Genomic DNA, 17,270 nt, shown 5'->3' on the forward strand with positions numbered 1-17,270 from the left:
TGCCTGCCACGCGGGAATCAAGAAGCGGGCGCCCCCCGGAAGAGGGGAGCGCCCGCATTGTTCAGAACGCGCCGGTCGTGGTGCCTCCGCTGCCGGTGGCGGGGGTGGTGAAGGCGCTGTTGGCGCCCGGCTGCCACTGGTCGGCGGTGTCGGGGAAACCGGCCTCCTGGCGCTTGACGCACTTCCACTCGACCGGGGTGTTCGGCGGGAGCTTGCCGATCGTGCCGGTCCAGGTCGGGTACGCCGTCGGCGACAGCTTGACCGCGTTCGCGACCGACCAGTCGCCCAGTTGCGGGACGCCGCCCACGGCGTAGACGGACTGGCCGGGCGTGGTGGTGCCGTTGGCGCAGGAGAACGTCATCGACACCGGCGCCTGGCCGAGCGTGAACGCGAACGTCTTGGCCGTGGTGACGCTCACGCTCGCCGACTTGGCCACGACGAGGTTGCCGCCGGCGTTGTACCAGCCGCTCGCGGCCGCGTCGAAGGCGGCCTTGTTCGCGTGCTGGGTGAGCGGCGTGCCGTTCAGCGTGACCGCCGAGGCCTGGGTGTCGGCGACCAGCTCGACGACGTTGCGCCGCGCGGCCGGCGCGCCCGTGTACGTGCCGCTGGACGCGGCCACCGTGACGGTCGCGGTCGAGCCGCTGAGCTGCTGTCCGAGCTGTGTCGTCCGTACGGCCCCGCCCTGGTAGGCGGTGGTGGCCCCGTCGTCCTCGTAGAGGGTGAAGTTCGAGGCCGCCGGATCGGCGTACACCCGGGCGACCAGCTCGTCGCGGGTGCTGGAGTCGGTCCGCTTGCCCAGCACGTTCATGGTCTTGTCGTCCACGAACATCTTGGGGATGATCGCCCCCGCCCTGGCGAAGGCGGGCAGCCGGAACTCGCCGCCGACCCACAGGGGCCGGTCGTTGAACCACTGGCCGGTGCTGGTCAGCTTCTCGCCCGTGCGGTAGTCGAACCATGTCCCCGCGGGCAGGTACATGTTCCTCTTGCGTTCGTTCTTGCCGGCGACGACGCCGACGAGCAGGTCGCGGCCGATGAGCTTCTCGCTGCCCATCTCCCGGACGTTCGGGTCGTTCTGGTAGTGGTAGACCAGCGGCGGCACCAGCGGTTCGCCGGTCCGGTTGGCCCGGTGCGCGAGCGAGTAGTAGTAGGGCGTGAGCTCGTACCTCTGGCGGAGGTTGGCGAGGTTGCTGGGCACGTGGCCGATCTGGTCGGGGGAGGTCTGCGCGCAGTTGCACAGGTTCTCGGTGTGCGGGCGGACCGGCACCTCGAACCAGGCGCCGTTGGCCAGCCACTGGGTGTAGAGCTCGTTGAGGTCGGAGTCGAGCATCTCGCGGCGGAAGCCGCCGATGTCGGAGCCGAAGTAGTCGATGCCGGACATCGACATGTGCATCTGGACGTTCTGCTGCTGGGCCAGCGCGGTCAGCTTCGAGCCGATGTCGGCCGACCACATGGCGACGCCGTGGCGCTGCATGCCGGCGGCGCCGGAGCGGGCCAGCAGGAAGGGGCGCTTGGTCGTGCCGGCGGCGTAGCCGCGGGCGATGCTCTCGGCCCACTTGAGGTTGTAGACGTTGTGGTAGTCGGCGTGGGCGTGCTTGCCGGGCAGGACTCCGGCGGTCCAGTCGCCCGCGTCGTACATCTCGGGCTCGCCGAGGTCGAGCCAGTGGCCCTGGACGCCCTGGTCGATCAGCGGCTTGCGTTTGGTGGTGTGCCAGTGGTCGCCGGCGGCGTCCTGGGTCCAGTCGATCATGCCGCCGCGGCCCCACCAGTCGTTGGTGGTGAGGTAGGCGGGCAGGCAGGTCGCGCAGCCCGCCCGGTTGAGGTAGCCGCGGGCGGCCATGTCGGAGTGCTCCGGCCGGTTCTTGCCGATGTAGGACTCTTCTATGGTCATCAGGCCGATGCCCTTGTTCGCCTGATAATCGGAAATAGCGGCAGATGGGTTGGGGAAGGCTGATGTATCCCAGGAAAGTGAGCCCATGCGGGTGTTGTCGGAACCGGCGGTCACCCCGCCGAACCACGGCAGGTCCAGCACGAAGCCGTCCACCGGGAACTTCGCCGTCCGCAGGCCGGTGAGCCGGTTGTCGATCTCGGCCCAGTTGTCGTAGCCGAACTCCGACACCCACAGGCCCAGCGACTTCTTCGGCGGCACCGGCGGGCGGCCGGTCAGCTCCAGGTAGTCCTTGCGCAGGTCGGGCAGGTCGGCGCCGGTCATCGTGTACCACCGGAGCTGGTCGCCCCACGTGTCGACCGTCCAGGGGTCGCCGGTCAGGTTCCACTCCTGCTTGTAGACCTGGTCGAGCAGGAGGCCGTAGTTGAGGTTGCTCGCGCCGACCGCGAACAGCACCGGGATCTGGGCGTTGCCGACCGGGCCGTTGTCGGTGTCGTAGGCCATGGCGTTGCCGTACTGGCCGCCGGGGGTCCGGGTGCGCCCCACCCAGTCGCCGTCGGCGCTGCCGCCCATGAAGAACTGCTCGCCGAGGCCGTAGGCGTTCTGGATCTGGCCCTTGGTGAGGCTCAGGCCCTTCCACGCCTGGCCCAGGTTGCGGGGGCAGGCCTCGTACAGCTGACGCGTGGGGTCGGAGACCTTCACGCACAGCGTGCCGGGGGTGACCTCGACCTTCATCGCGGCCGTGGTGAGCGTGTTGCCCGACTGGTTGAAGCTGGTCGGGCCGGTGTAGTCCTTCTTGGCGATCTGCGGCGTGGTGAACAGCGGCGCGCCGGTTCCCGGGCTGCTGCCGTTGGCCAGTTCGAAGTGCACCAGGTCGTCGTCGAGGAACTCCACGATCAGGTAGGTCGAGCCGCTGGTGAACTGGACCCGCTGCACCGCCGCCTGCGCGGGCAGGGCGATGAGCAGCGGGGCCAGCAACGCGGCCAGGAGGATCAGGACGCGTCTCATGGCCGGGCCACCGCCAGGTTGTCGAGGTTGATCCCGTTGCTCGCGTACTCGATCTTGATGGTGTGGGCGCCCGCGGTCAGGCTGACCGGGAGCGTGGCCGTGCCCCAGGTGTCCCAGTTCGGCTGGGCGGGCAGCGGCAGGGTGCCGGCGGAGACGCCGTCCACGTACACGGTGCGGGTGGCCGCGACGGTCGTGGAGTAGCGGAACTTCAGCTGGTGGCTGCCCGCCGCGTCCGCCTTCACCTGGAAGGTGACCGCGTCGCCCGCCTGGGCGAAGCCGTCCACGAAGCCGGTGCCGGTGTAGCCGGGGTGGTCGTTGTTGGTGCTCGTGCCGGTCCCGGCGGCGAACTCGGCCTCGTAGGCGGCCTTGTCCACGCCGTTGAGCACGATCGTGCGGTTGCCGGTGGCACTGGCCAGCTTGACGTGCGTGAGCTGCTGGACCGGGTCCCACCACCAGCCCTCGGACGCCGCCTTGAGGTCGGCGAGCGTGGCGCGCGCCGTGGCGCCGGTGACCGTGCCCGGCTTGGTGGAGGCCACCTGCAGCGTGCTGGTGGTCGTCAGCGCGGGGACCGTGACCGTGGCCGTGTGCGCGCCCCAGTTCTCGGTGCTGGAGATGGTACGGCTCACGCCCGCCGAATCCTCGAAATACGAGTAGGAGGTGGACCCCGCCGGATAAATCCGGAAGGCGAGATTGGTGTAGCTGGAGACGCTGCTACCGATCTCGCCGCCCAGCTCGTAGTCCGCGTTGAGGTTCAGCGGGATGATCGCGCCCGGCTTGGCGTAGACCGGGATCGTGTCCAGCCCGGCCGCGTACGTCTTGGTGCCCGGACCGGTGAAGCGCCCGCCGTTCCACAGGTCGTACCACTCGCCCGCGGGCAGGTAGACGTTCCTGGACGAGGCCCCCTGCGCGGTGACCGGCGCCACGAGCAGCTGCGAGCCGAACATGTACTGCTGGTCCTGCGCCGCGGCCGCCGCGTCACCGGGGAAGGAGTAGCTCATCGCGCGCATCATCGGAGCGCCGGTGACCGAGCCGGCCTTGGCCTCGGTGTAGAGGTAGGGGATCAGGTTCATCCGCACGTTGGCGAACTTGCGGAACGTCGGCACGACCGTGGTGTCGCCGGTGCGCGCCTGCACGTTCCACGGCGTACGCGCCTCGGAGACCGACGGATTGGCCTTCTCCGAGTGGTACTGCATGACCGGCGAGAACACCGCCTGCGCCGCGCTGCGCAGATACAGCTCCGCGCTCGGGAAGTCGCCGGTGAAGCCGGCCAGGTCCCACGCCGTGTACGGCACGCCCGACTGCCCCGCCGAGATCATCGCCCGCACCGCCTCCTGGAAGGCGGGGAAGCTGGAGTTCTGGTCACCCGCCCAGAAGATCGAGTTGGCCTGCGCGCCCGCGGTGCCGGCCCGGCTGAAGATCGTGTTCTGCGCGTTCTTGCCCTTGACGTAGGCGTTGTAGGCCTGGGTGTAGCTGTTGGGGTAGGCGTTGTGCATCTCGTCGCCCTTGCGGCCGTCGGCGAACTGCACGCCCCTGCCGAAGATCGCCTCGCTGCCGTCGGTCTTGAAGCCGTCGATGCCCACCTCGTCCATGAGGTAGTCGCGCTTGCTCATCCACCAGCTGGTCGCCGCCGCACTGGTGAAGTCCGGCACCGTGCTGTCGCCGAACCACTGCCCGGTCGGAATGCGGTAGGGGCCGTTCGTCGGGTTCTTCACGACGTAGTTCTGCGCCTGCGCGTAGGCCCTGTCGTTGAGGTGCTGCTGCGGGGCGGTCGGCGGGTTGCTGTCGAAGTTCTCCTTGAGCACCGGGATCTGCCAGAGGATCACCTTCACGCCCTTGTTGTGAGCGTTGGTGACCATGGCCTTGGGGTTCTGCCAGGCGGTGCCCGCGGGGAAGCTCAGGTTGGCGTAGGAGAGCTTGCCGCTGCCGGGCGTCGGCGTGTACGTGGCGCCGTGCCAGACGTAGAACGTGGCCTCGTCACTCCACTGCTCCAGCACCAGGGCGGTGTGCGGGATCTTGTTCGTGGTGACCAGGCCGAGCTCGCTCTCCACCTCGGCCTGCGTGTTCCACTCGTTGGCCGACATCCACACGCCGAACGCCCACTTGGGCGGCAGCTGCGGGCGGCCGGTGACCGCCGTGTAGTCGTCGACGATCTTCGCGGGCGTGCCGGTGAAGACGTGGTAGTCGAGGGTGGAGTTCAGGGCGCCGCCGGTGTCCACGGTGAAGGCCGCCCGGTCGCCGGGGGCGAAGCGGGCGTAGCGGCTGGTGTTCACGTAGAGGCCGTAGCCGGCCGAGTTCAGGAAGAACGGGACGCTCAGGTAGGTGCGCCGGGTGGCGCCCTGGTCGCGGTACTGGTTGTAGACGTAGTTGTGAACCTCGGTGCCGCGCTGGTCGAGGCGGTCGTAGCGCTCGCCGTACCCCTCGAAGCGCTCTCCCGAGGGTGAGCTGTACGCGTCCTCGATCTTGGTCACGGTCGTGGCGCCGTCGCTGGCCCAGCGCAGGTTCGCCGCGTCCTGCCGGGTGATCAGCGTGGTGCCGTCGGACTTGTAGACCGACAGCCGGTACGGCGACTTCTGGAGCTTCAGCACCATCGCGCTGGTCGAGATCGTCAGCGTGCCCGCCGAGTCGGACACGGTGTAGCCGGAGGCGCCGGAGATGTTCAGGCCCTGGCCGTTCGGCGCGACCTGGGTGCGGAAGCGCTCGGCGGCCGGGAAGGCGAAGCGGATCTTCGGCGTGAGGCCGCCCGCGCTGTCGCCGGTGGTCACGTCGACCGAGGTGCCGTTGTTGGTGAAGCCGGTGATGTTGGTCGGCGAGCTCCACGAGGTGACCGTGAACGGGAACGGGCCGACGGACTTCTGGCCGCCGCCGTTCACGTCCGCGTTGACCGTGTAGCTGATCTTGTCGCCGCGGGCGAAAGTGCCCAGGTTGATCTTCCAGTAGCTGTTGTTGCCGCTGTTGTGGTCCCAGGCGGCGCCGACCGGGGTCTGGTTGACGCCGTTCTTGGTCCAGGTGGCCCAGACCGTCTGGCCGGGCTCGATCGGCCAGGTGGTCGCCTTGACCGTCACCGCCTCCCCGGCCATCGGGTCGCGCGGCGTGCGCTCGTGGGGCTCGCTGGAGTACAGGTCGTCGATGCCGGTCGGGTGGTGGAAGACGCCGTCGAGGGCGTACGCGGGGACGGTGACGAGGGAGGCAAGCAGGACGATCGCCGCGACGACGACGCCCGACCGTAAGCGGATCACGGGTGGAGCACCTCTCAGACGGAGAAGACGGCGGACAGCTCGGGCCAGCGCTCGGCGGAGCAGAGCACGGGCGGGCGGTCGAGGGGAGCGGGCAGCGTGACCTCCTGCCCGCCGTCGAGGCGCGTGCCGGTCCAGACGTCGACCCACGCGCCTTCAGGTAGATAGACCGAGATTTCCGAAATGTCGGGATCGGTGACCGGCGCGACCAGCAACGCGTCCCCCAGCTTGTACTGCAGCGGGAAGCGCCAGATCGCCGGATCGTCCGGGTGATCGAAGAACAGCCCCCGCATCAGCGGCGCGCCCCCGCCGACCGCCTTGCGCGCCTCCTCCACCAGGTACGGCACCAGCCGCTCGCGCAGATGGGCGAACCGGCGGAAGACCGGCAGCACCCGGTCGTCACCGGTGCGCTCCGCCACGTTCCACGGCGTGCGGTCCCGGCTCGGCGTGCGGTGGTGGTTGAACTCCGAGTGGTATTGCATGATCGGCATGAAGCACGAGGTCCCCGCCGCCCGGAGATAGAGCTCCGCCCCCGGCACCTCCCCGGAGAACCCGGCCAGGTCCCACCCCCAGTAGACGATCCCGCAGGCGGAGGCGGTGATCCCGGCCCTGATCGAGTTGCGGAACGCCGGCCAGGTCGAGTCCTCGTCCCCGGCCCAGAACGCGCCGTGCGGCTGCGACCCGGTGAACCCGGCCCTGCTGAACGTCACCGGCGCCTTGCCGGAGGCCCGCAGCAGGTCCCCGAACGCCCGCGCGTAGTGCACGGGGAACAGCCCGTTGCCCTCCGCGCCCGAGCGGCCGTCGGCGTAGCGCAGGTCGTGGCCCCACGCGTGCTCGCCGCCGTCGGTCTTGAAGCCGTCGACGCCGACCTCCTCGACCAGGTAGCGGCGCTTGGCCGTCCACCAGTCCCGAACCTCGGGCGAGGACAGGTCGGGCATCAGCGCCAGCGGGAACCACCAGCCGCGGTTGCGGTAGGGCCGTCCGCCGGACTCCTTCACGCCGTAGCCGCGCTCGGTCAGCTGCCGCGCGTCCACCGCCGCCTGATGGCGGGGGTGCGGGCGCGTCTTCTGCAGCGGGATCTGCCACAGCAGCACCTTCACGCCGCGCTCGTGCAACTCGTCGACCATGCCCTTGGGGTCGGGCCACGGGCCGTCGGAGGGGAAGGTGTAGTCGGCGTAGCGGTGCGGCTCCTCGGCCGGCTCGTAGACGGCGCCGCGGAAGGCGGTGAACGTGCTCTCGTCGCTCCACGCCTCGATGACCAGCGCGCCCACCGGGATGTCGTGCTCGCGGTGCCGGTTCATCTCGGCCATCACCCGCTGCCGGGTGTTCCACTCGTTGCCGCTGGCCCAGAGCCGGAACACCCACGCGGGCAGCTCCACCGGCCGCCCGGCGTCGTCCAGGAAGGCGTCGAGCACCTGGGCGGGGCCGCCGTCGTAGGTGCGCACGGTCAGTTCCGCCTCGGGCCCGACCTCGGCTTCGACCCGGATCGTGTCGCCGATCTCGTACCAGGTGCGGCGGCTGGTGACCACGTGGAAGCCCCAGCCGCCCCCGCCCACCACGAGGGCGAACGGCATCGGCAGATAGGTGCGGCCGTGCTCGCCCTGCGCCTTGTACTGCTCGAACACCACCGCGTCCAGCGCGCGCCCGCGCTGGTCGACGGCGTCGAAGCGCTCCCCGAACCCGACGACGTGCTCGCCGCGGTCCAGCTCCAGCTCGAACCGCACCCGCCGCACGCCGTCACCGTCGCTCAGCCACCGCACGCTGCCCGGCACGATCCGCTCGCCGTGCAGCTTCCCGCCGCCCTCCGACCAGACCGCCGCCGTCACCTCGAACCATCCGCTCGTACGGCTGCCGCCGTCCGCCAGCCGCGCGCGGAACCGGTAGCGGTACCGCCTGCCCGCCTCCAGCGCCGGGGTGGTGACACTCCACGACCCCGCCGCGGCCCGCGCCGCCCTGGCCTGAGCGGCGGCCAGATGCCCACCGTCGAGCTGGTTGTCGTCACCATCAGGCTGGGTGCCGGCGGGCTGGGTGCCGCCCGTGCGGGTCAGCGTGAGGCCGGTCGCCGGGGCGCCTTCCTCGTGCCACTCGCACTCGATCGCGCTGACCTTGGCCGACGCCCGCACCCGCAGCTCGACCGCCTCACCCGCGAGCGGCGAGGCGGGCACGCGCTGGTCCTCGGTCAGCGCGTACGGGTGGCCGGAGCCGAAGGGCCGGTGACGGATCATGAGGAGACTCCCAGCTCGTCGGCGAGGATCAGGTACATGCCGTGCGACCACAGCAGCGGCGTGGCCACGGTGCCCCAGCGGTCCAGCCACTCCCGCTCGTACTCGGGGGCCAGCAGCAGGTCGGACACCTGCTCGGGCAGGTCGCCGGAGGGGGTGGCCTGGGCGGCCATCCAGTCCAGGTAGCGGCGGGCCTCGTCCGGCCGGCCGGACCGGGCGTGGTTCCAGCCGAGGAATCCGGCCAGCAGCACCCAGCGGCCGCCGCCGTAGAAGGTGTCCTTCAGGTAGCGGTAGACGCCGCCGTCGCGGGCCAGTTGCCGCTCCACCTCGGCGACCGTGGCCGCCCCGACCGGATGAGCGGCCGGGTAGAGACCGAACGGCTCCACGCAGGCCAGCAGGCTGCCGTCCACCGCGTCGCTGCCCAGCCACTTGCGCAGCCGTCCGTCCACCACGCCTTCGGCCGACACGAGCGCCTCGATCCCGGCCACGGCTTCGGCGGCGGCCGTACCCTCGGAGGGGGAGAGCGCGCCGAGCGCCCGCGCGGCCCGCAGACCGGCGTGGATGGACCCGAGGGTGGCGACGTGCCGCCGCTCGACGTTCTCCTCCCACCAGTCGTAGCAGGGCAGCGACCAGAAGGCCGACAGGTAGCGCGCGGCGGTGCGCACGCCCTTCTCGGTCTCCGGCACCGCGCCGTGGCGGCGGGTGTGCTCGGCCAGCGCCCACAGCCAGGTGCCGTAGCCGTCGAGCTGGAAGTCCCACCACCCGTCGTCGCCGTTGAGCCCGTCGAGGGTGAAGCGGGTGGGCAGCATGTCGCCGGGCGGGATCGGGCCCTCGCGGGAGACCAGCGACTCGACCTGCCCGGCGCGGTCCGCGATGACGCCCGCCGACCAGCGGTGGAAGGCGGCGGCGCCGTCGGCGTCGCCGTGCCTGCTCACCCCCTCGGCGATGAACGCGCCGTCGCGCAGCCAGGAGAAGCCCTGGTAGGCGGAGAAGGACGGCGAGGCCGGGTAGGCCCCGCTGGACGACTGGTACCTGCGGATCACGTCGAGGCTGTGGGCGACGAGGGACACGGGTGCGGAACTCCTCAGCAGATCTGTTCGGTCAGCCCAGCAGGGCGTCGACCTTGGCGGCGGCGGACTTGAGCGCTTCCTCGACGGGCTTGCGGCCGGCGGCGGCCTCGGTCAGCTCCTTGGTCACCGCGTCCTGCATCTCCTGCTGGCGCTTGATGACCGGAGGAAGCGCGATCGACTTCAGCGAGTCGAAGACGGCCTGCCGGTTGGCGGGCTTGGGGTCCTTGAGATATCCGGCCAGCAGTTGCTGGTCGGAGACGGGTGGCAGCTCCCACGAGGAGGCGATGCGGGTGTTGGCCGCGACGTCGGAGGAGCTGAGGAACTTGGCCCAGGCGTAGGCGGCCTTGCCGTTCTTGGTGGTGGCCGAGGCGGCGACGGCGTTGTGGAAGACGGCGCTGGCCTTGGCCGAGTCACCGGGCTCGACGACGACGTCCCACTCGAACGGCACGTCCTTCAGCCCGGCGAACTGCCAGATGCCGTTGTGCCACATGGCGAGCTTGCCGGACTTGAACAGGTTGGTGTCGTAGTCGGCGGTGCCGCCGATCTCGGCCTCGGTGGGCATGGTCTTGCCGACCTTGGACACCAGCCAGGTGGCGGCCTTGACGCCGGCGGGGGAGTTGAAGGCGGACTTCTTGCCGTCGGCCGACAGGAACTCGCCGCCGGCCTGCTTGAGCGTCTTGTAGAACTCGAAGAACTGGACCGGCTGGTAGTCGCCGTACACCTTGGCCTTCTTGTCCGTGAGCTTCTCGGCCGCGGCCTGCTCGTCGGCCCACGTCCAGTCGGCGGTGGGCGGCTCGATCCCGGCCTTCTCGAACAGGTCCTTGTTGTAGAAGAGCACGACGGTCGAGAAGGAGGCGGGCAGCGCGTACTGCTTGCCGTCGTGCTTGAAGGAGTTGAGCGACTCGGCGGCGTAGGCGGAGCTGTCGCCGTCGCCCGCGACGGCGCCGAGGTCGAGCAGGGAGCCGGCGCCGGCGTAGGTGACGAAGTTCTCGTAGTTGAGCTCGAAGGTGTCGGGGGCGGTGCCGCCGGCGATGCTGGTCTGGAGCTTGGTGAAGTACTGCTCGTAGGGGGCGGTCTCCACCACGACGTCGATGGCCGGGTTGGCCTTCTCGAAGGCCGCGGTGATCGCGTCGAGGTCCTTCACGTGGTCGGGGGCGGCGGAGAAGGTGAAGTAGCGCAGCGTCGTCTTGCCGCCCTCGCCGGTGGGGGCCTTGGTGGCCGATCCCTGGGAGCACGCGGTGGCCAGCAGCGCGGTGGCGACCAGAGTGGTCATGATCTTTCGCGACATATCCGTGTTCCTTTATTTGAGCCCTGTTTGGGCCACGCTGGCGATGACGTGCTTCTGCGCGAAGACGTAGAGGATGAGGATGGGCACCACGCTGACCACCGAGCCGGCCATGACCACGTCCCACTGCGTCGTGAACTGGCCGTGGAGCGTGGCCAGGCCGAGCGGCAGCGTCATGAACTCCGGCGACTTGATGATGATCAACGGCCACAGGTAGCTGTTCCAGCTGGCCATGAAGCCGAAGATGGCGAAGGTCGCCAGCGCCGGCCGGATCAGCGGCAGCACGATGTACAGAAAAATCCGGAAATGACCGGCCCCGTCCAGCACGGCCGCCTCGTCGAACTCCTTCGGCACCTGGTTGATCGCCTGCCGCAGCAGGAACACCCCGAACGCCGAGGCGATCGTCGGCGCCAGCAGCGCGAAGTAGGTGTCGACCAGGCCCAGCGTCCGCATCTCGATGAACAGCGGCACGACCAGCACCGGCAGCGGCATCATCAGCGTCGCCAGATACACGCTGAACAGCGCCCCGCGCCCGGGGAACGGCAGCCTGGCGAAGGCGTAGGCCGCCATCGCGCTGGTCAGCAGCTGCAACACCGTCGAGGCCACGCCGATCCACACGCTGTTGAGCAGGATCCGCCAGAACGGCAGCGTCTCCATCAGCTTGCGGTAGGCGTCCAGGCCCGCGCCGTCCGGCGTGAAGTCCGGCGGTACGGCCAGCACCGCGTCACCCGGCGTCAGCGAGGTGATGACCGCCCAGGCGAACGGGAACAGCATCACCGCCGCGCCCAGCGTCACCAGCAGATACCTGGCTGCCCTACCCATAGGTCACCCACCTGCGCTGCGCCCTGATCTGGACGGCGGTCACGACCAGCACCACGGCGAACAACAGCCACGAAAGGGCCGAGGCCATGCCCGCCCTGCCGTACCGGAAGGTCAGGTCGTAGATCTGCGTGACCACCACCTGCGCGTTGCCGCCCGCCATGATCCGCACCTGGTCGAAGACCTGGAAGCCGTTGATCAGCGAGATCACCACCACGAAGAACGTCGAGGGCGACAGCAGCGGCAGCGTGATCCGCCGGAAGCGCTGCCAGGCCGACGCGCCGTCCACGAGCGCCGCCTCCTGGTACTCCTTCGGGATCGCCTGCAGGCCCGCCAGCAGGATCACCATCACGAACCCGAGGTCCTTCCAGGCCGAGGCCAGGATCACCGAGGGCATCGCCCAGTCGGGGTCGGTCCACCAGCCGGGCCCGCTGACGCCCACCAGCCCGAGCGCCCAGTTGACCAGGCCGCTGGCCGGGTTGAGCAGCCACTTCCACATCAGCGCCACGACCACCCAGCTGGTGATCACCGGCAGGAAGTAGATGCCGCGCAGCAGGCTCCTGCCGCGCATCGCCCGGTTGAGCAGCAGCGCCAGGCCCAGGCCGCCGGCGTAGACGAGGGGGAGGTATCCGGCGATGAAGTACAGGGTGTTGCCGAACGCCGTCAGGGTCTGGGGGTCGCCCAGCAGCTCGGCGTAGTTGCCGAGGCCGACCCAGCGCATGTCGGTGATCAGGTCCCACTCGTGCAGGCTCGTCCAGAGGGAGCCCAGCATCGGGATGATCGTGTAGAGCATCAGGGGGATCGCGCTGGGCAGCAGGAAGACGGCCACGGTCCCGGCGTAGCGCCACCTGCCGCCGCGCCTGGGTGAGACGGGCTTCATGGGGGCCGCCCGTACCGCGGTCCTGGGCGCCGTCGTGGTCGGGGGGCCGGTCACGTCGCGGCTCCTATCAGCCGGGCGCGGACCAGGCGGCCCTGCTCGCCCGCCGCCCCCGCCGCGTCGAACGGGGTGGCCAGCACCAGCGCCGCCGCGCCCTGCGCCCAGCTCGTGTCGTCCCAGCTCTCCACCTCGACCGCGATGTCGCGCCGCCCAGGCAGCAGGTGCGCGCGCAGCGTGGCGTGGAAGCTCTCGCTCCAGTGCGCCCACTGCGCCGTGCCCTCGCCCAGGACCACCACGACCTCGGGGTCCACCACGTTCACGAGCCCGGCGGTGGCGCGGCCGAGGATGGCGGCCGCGTCGGTGAACACCTCGCGCGCCGCGCCGGGGTGGACCGCCGCCCGTCCCAGCTCCCTGATGGCCGCGCCCTCGGTGACCTGGGCCGGGTCTCCGGTCCGCAGGCCCTTGGCGCGGGCGGCGGCGGCCAGGCCCGCCGCGCCCACGAACGCCTCCAGGCACCCGGTCGCGCCGCACCCGCACACCGGCCCGTCGGGCGCGACGGGGACGTGGCCGAACTCGCCCGCGCCGCCCCTGGCGCCGCGGTACACGCGCCCGTCGGCCACCACGGCGGCGCCGACGCCCCGGCCTATCGTCAGCACGAGGAAGTCGCGGTGGGTGCGGCCTCTGCCGTACAGGCGCTCGGCAGCGGCGAGGGCGTTGACGTCGTTCTCCACCAGCACCGGCAGGTCGAGGCGGCGGCGCAGCCGGTCGCCGACGGGCATGGCCTGCCACCCGAGCGTGGGCGCGTTCACGGTGCCGACGGCCTGGTCCTCGACGCTGCCCGGCACCCCGACGCCGACGCCGAGCAGCGGCGGCGCGCCGTCGATCTCCTCCAGCACCGAGGCGATGGCCGCGCCGAGCTCGTCGAGGCAGCCGGGGGCGGCCGGGTCGAAGGGCCGCTCCCAGGAGCCGAGCACCTCGCCGTCGAGCCTGACGTCCACGAGCACCAGGTGGTCGGCGGTCACCTTCACGCCGAGCGCCCGGCCCGCGCTGCCGACGAGGCCGAGCCGCTGCGCGGGCCGGCCGCCGCGCGACGGCTTGAGGTCGAGCTCCTCCAGCATGCCCGAGCCCATCAGCTCGCGGGTGAGCTGCGTGACGCTCGCGGGGCTGAGGTCCAGCTCCCGTGCGATCTCGGTACGGCTCAGCGGTCCCACCGTGCCCAGCAGGGCGAGGATCGCCGTCCGGGTGAGGTCGCCGCGGTCTGTGCCTGCCATTCCTTCGACTGCCCTCGACTTTCTTTAGTCATAAAGTTAGTGGTGAAAATATGCGGCCGGGGCTCCTCACCTGTCAAGAGGGGAGATGTGCGGACTTTTGTGAACCTGGAAGGTTAGAGGTGTTCCGTCCAGGCGGGCGTCGGCAAGGTGGAGGCACGGGGGACACGGGGGCGGTACTGGCTGTGGCGGAGGCGGTGATGTCAGCGACCGCACCGCTCCGGCCAGTGCCAGCGAAGACGAGCTGGGGGGCGCGTCAGCGTGAGACCGCGAAGCCCCCGCCGGACGGGACCCGGCGGGGGCTTCGCGGTGCCCGTGGTCAGGAGGCGGCGGCGTCCGTGGCCCGGTTGCGCAGCGCGCGCCGGACCCCGTCCTCGCCCTCCAGGATCATGCGGCGCAGTGCCTGCGGCACGTCGCCCCCGGCCAGATACGCCTGGGCGGCGTCCAGCGTCTCCTGCTCGACCTGCAGCGCGGGGAAGCAGCCCACCGCGAAGCCCTGCGCGACGTCGAAGCTCCACTCCTTGTAGACACGGCCGACCTCGGCGAAGTACTTCTCCCTGAACGGCGCCAGCAGCTCCGGGTGGTGCGGGTCCTGGAACCCGCCGACCGTCGTACGGAAGACGGCGTTGGCCAGCTCCCCGCCCACGATCGCGGTCCAGGCGGCCTGCTTGGCCTCGGGCGTGGGGATCGCCGCCCGGCACAGCGCCGCAGAACGCTCGCCGGTCGCGGTGGCGTCGCGCTCGAGCTCGGCGGCGATGTCCGCCTCGCCCAGCCGCCCGCCGGAGACCAGCGCGTGGATGAGCGTCCAGCGCAGGTCCGCGTCGACGGTCAGGCCATCCGGTACGGCGGAGCCGTCCACGATGCCCGCCAGCACGTCCAGGTCGCCCTCGCCGACGGCCACGCCGGCGAAGGCCTGCACGTAGGCCAGCTGGTAGTCCGAGCCCGCCTCGGCCCCGGCGATGAGCTCACGCGCCATCGTGGCCAGCTGGGCCAGGCCCTCGGGCCGCCAGGCCGGGTCGGCGTACTGCTGGACGGCCAGACGCGCCTGCCGCAGCACCGTCTGCAGAACCGTGAGGTCCTTGACCGTGCCGCCGCCGGAGACGACCAGCCTGACGTAGTCGCGCGTGGACATCTCGCCGTCGCGCGTCATGTCCCAGGCGGCCGACCAGCACAAGGCCCTCGGCAGCGAGTCGGCGAACTTCGTGATGCCGCCCTCGACCAGCGTGCGCAGCGACCGCTCGTCCAGGCGGATCTTGGCGTACGTCAGGTCGTCGTCGTTGACCAGCACCAGGTCCGGCTGCTGCTCGCCGACCAGGTCGGCCACCGCGGTACGGGCGCCGACGACATCCAGCTCGACCCGCTTGGTCCGGGTGAGCACGCCGTCCACCAGCGAGTACAGGCCGATCGCGACGCGGTGCGAGCGCAGCGTCGGGTAGTCGGCCGGAGCCTCCTGCAGCACCTCGAAGCTCTCGAACCGGCCGTCGGCCGACACCGTGAACGAGGGGCGCAGCGTGTTGACCCAGGAGGTCTCCAGCCACTCCTTCGACCACGACGACAGGTCACGGCCCGAGGTGCGCTCCAGGGCGCTCAGCAGGTCCTTGAGCTCGGTGTTGCCCCAGGCGTGGTCCTTGAAGTAGTCGCGCACCCCGGCCAGGAAGTTGTCCAGGCCGACGTAGGCGACCAGCTGCTTGAGCACCGAGGCGCCCTTGGCGTAGGTGATGCCGTCGAAGTTGACCTCGACCGCCTGCATGTCGACGATGTCGGCGGCGATCGGGTGGGTGCTCGGCAGCTGGTCCTGGCGGTAGGCCCAGGACTTCTCCACGTTCGCGAACGTCGTCCACGCGCCCTGGCCCCAGCGGGTGGCCTCGGCCTGGCACAGCACGGACATGTAGGTGGCGAACGACTCGTTCAGCCACAGGTCATCCCACCAGCGCATGGTGACCAGGTCGCCGAACCACATGTGCGCCATCTCGTGCAGGATCGTCTCGGCGCGGCGCTCGACCACGGCGTCGGTGACGCGGGAGCGGAAGACGTAGTCCTCCAGGAACGTCACGCAGCCCGCGTTCTCCATCGCGCCGGCGTTGAACTCCGGCACGAACAGCTGGTCGTACTTGCCGAACGGGTACCGGACCCCGAACACCTTGTGGAAGAAGTCGAAGCCCTGCCGGGTGACCTCGAGGATGTTGTCGGCGTCGAGGTGCTCGGCCAGCGAGGCCCGGCAGTAGATGCCCAGGGGGATGCCGTCGTGCTCGGCGGTGACCTTGTGGTACGGCCCCGCCACCAGCGCCGTGATGTAGGTGGACATGACGGCCGTGGCCGGGAACACCCACTTGCTGTCCGCGTGGACCGCGCCGTGCTTGCCGCCCTCCTGGGGCAGCGGCTCGACGTTGTCCGCCGCGGCGTTGGAGACGACCTCCCAGTCGGCCGGCGCCAGCACGGTCAGCTGGAAGGTGGCCTTCAGGTCGGGCTGGTCGAAGCAGGCGTACATCCGGTGCGCGTCGGCGGTCTCGAACTGGCTGTGCAGGTAGACCTTCTGGTCGACCGGGTCGACGAACCGGTGCAGGCCCTCGCCGGAGCGCGTGTAGGCGCAGTCGGCGTCGATGCGCAGCTCGTTGCTCTCGGCCAGGCCGTCGAGCGGGAAACGTCCCTTCTCCGCGTCGTAGGCGGCGGCGTCGAGGTCGACGCCGTTCAGCGTCACCTGGCGCACGCGCGCGTCGTGCAGGTCGATGAACGTCGAGGCGCCCGGCTGCGCGTTGAAGCGGACGGTCGTCACGCTCTCGAATCGTTCTTCGCCTTCGGTCAGGTCGAGCGCGACCTCATACGATTCGACCTTGAGCAGCCGGGCGCGCTCGCGTGCTTCGTCCCGGGTAAGGTTCCCTGCCAAGTTCCGCTCCTTCTACACCACTTCATCGGGTTTTGCCGGAATCTTCCCATGATGGGAATAGCCTTCATTCCCCTCCAGGTTATGACCCTGCGTGACTGAGAAGACTCCTGTAGATCTCTGGTTCGATCCTTTCTGCCCCTACGCGTGGGTCACCTCCCGGTGGCTCATCGAGGTGGCGCAGGTCCGTCCCATCGAGATCCGCTGGCACATCATGAGCCTCAACGTGCTGAACGAGGGCAAGGATGTGTCCGAGGCCTACCGCGAGCAGATCGCGCGGGCCATCGAGCCGGTCCGCGTCGTCGCCGCGGCCAGGCAGAAGTACGGCGAGGCCGCCGTCGGCCCCCTGTACACCGAACTCGGCACCCGCCTGCACAACGAGCGCGGCATCAAGCGCCTCGCCAAGCTGCGCGAACTGGTCGAATCCGCGCTGAGCGCCGCGGGCCTGGACCCCGAACTCGCCGCCGCCATGAACTCCGAGGAGTACGACGACGACGTGCGCGCCTCCCACAACGAGGGCATCGGGCTGGTCGGCCAGGAAGTGGGGACCCCGGTCATCCGCGTCGGCTCCAACGCCTTCTTCGGCCCCGTGATCACCTCGATCCCGCGCGGGGAGGACGCCGGCCGTCTCTGGGACGGCGTTCGGCTCGTGACCGGGTTCGAGGACTTCTTCGAGCTCAAGCGCACGCGTACCAGGGAGCCCGTATTCGGGTAGAACCCCT

The 17,270-nt window shown here is 70.4% G+C and carries 10 protein-coding genes; 1 reads left to right on the forward strand and 9 read right to left on the reverse strand.

Going from position 1 to position 17,270, the window contains the following annotated elements:
- Nucleotides 1-61: 61 nt before the first annotated feature.
- The 9 genes from ACIBI5_RS41070 to pepN all read right to left on the reverse strand — a co-directional run bounded on the left by ACIBI5_RS41070 (nucleotide 62) and on the right by pepN (nucleotide 16,551).
- The gene (locus ACIBI5_RS41070; protein WP_397255153.1) at nucleotides 62-2,893 is read right to left on the reverse strand and encodes a TIM-barrel domain-containing protein; all 2,832 of its coding nucleotides are present in this window, start codon (nucleotides 2,891-2,893) and stop codon (nucleotides 62-64) included.
- Nucleotides 2,890-6,129 (reverse strand): TIM-barrel domain-containing protein, encoded by a 3,240-nt coding sequence (locus ACIBI5_RS41075; protein ID WP_397255155.1) that lies wholly within the window; start codon nucleotides 6,127-6,129, stop codon nucleotides 2,890-2,892. The genes ACIBI5_RS41070 and ACIBI5_RS41075 overlap by 4 nt, the downstream gene beginning before the upstream one ends.
- A gap of 14 nt (nucleotides 6,130-6,143) precedes the next feature.
- Nucleotides 6,144-8,351, reverse strand: a complete 2,208-nt coding sequence (locus ACIBI5_RS41080) for a TIM-barrel domain-containing protein (RefSeq protein ID WP_397255157.1) — start codon at nucleotides 8,349-8,351, stop codon at nucleotides 6,144-6,146.
- A complete protein-coding gene (locus ACIBI5_RS41085; RefSeq protein WP_397255159.1) occupies nucleotides 8,348-9,418 on the reverse strand; it encodes a glycoside hydrolase family 15 protein in 1,071 nt (356 codons plus the stop codon). Before ACIBI5_RS41085 ends, ACIBI5_RS41080 begins: the two co-directional genes overlap by 4 nt.
- Before the next feature lie 31 nt (nucleotides 9,419-9,449).
- Nucleotides 9,450-10,706: an ABC transporter substrate-binding protein gene (locus tag ACIBI5_RS41090; RefSeq protein ID WP_397255161.1), complete on the reverse strand. Its 1,257-nt coding sequence runs from the start codon at nucleotides 10,704-10,706 to the stop codon at nucleotides 9,450-9,452.
- A gap of 12 nt (nucleotides 10,707-10,718) precedes the next feature.
- Nucleotides 10,719-11,525, reverse strand: a complete 807-nt coding sequence (locus ACIBI5_RS41095; RefSeq protein ID WP_397255163.1) for a carbohydrate ABC transporter permease — start codon at nucleotides 11,523-11,525, stop codon at nucleotides 10,719-10,721.
- Entirely contained in the window at nucleotides 11,518-12,456 is a 939-nt protein-coding gene (locus tag ACIBI5_RS41100) for a carbohydrate ABC transporter permease (protein WP_397255165.1), read from the reverse strand. The genes ACIBI5_RS41095 and ACIBI5_RS41100 overlap by 8 nt, the downstream gene beginning before the upstream one ends.
- On the reverse strand, nucleotides 12,453-13,670 hold the full coding sequence (locus tag ACIBI5_RS41105; protein WP_397255166.1) for an ROK family protein: 1,218 nt from the start codon (nucleotides 13,668-13,670) through the stop codon (nucleotides 12,453-12,455). The genes ACIBI5_RS41100 and ACIBI5_RS41105 overlap by 4 nt, the downstream gene beginning before the upstream one ends.
- Before the next feature lie 316 nt (nucleotides 13,671-13,986).
- A complete protein-coding gene (gene pepN / locus ACIBI5_RS41110; protein ID WP_397255168.1) occupies nucleotides 13,987-16,551 on the reverse strand; it encodes an aminopeptidase N in 2,565 nt (854 codons plus the stop codon).
- A 91-nt stretch (nucleotides 16,552-16,642) separates the two neighbouring features.
- Between pepN and ACIBI5_RS41115 the strand changes: the two genes are divergently transcribed.
- On the forward strand, nucleotides 16,643-17,263 hold the full coding sequence (locus tag ACIBI5_RS41115; RefSeq protein ID WP_397255170.1) for a DsbA family protein: 621 nt from the start codon (nucleotides 16,643-16,645) through the stop codon (nucleotides 17,261-17,263).
- Nucleotides 17,264-17,270 lie beyond the last annotated feature (7 nt).

Origin of the sequence: Nonomuraea sp. NPDC050540 (genome assembly GCF_044457485.1) — a bacterium.
Lineage (GTDB): Bacteria > Actinomycetota > Actinomycetes > Streptosporangiales > Streptosporangiaceae > Nonomuraea.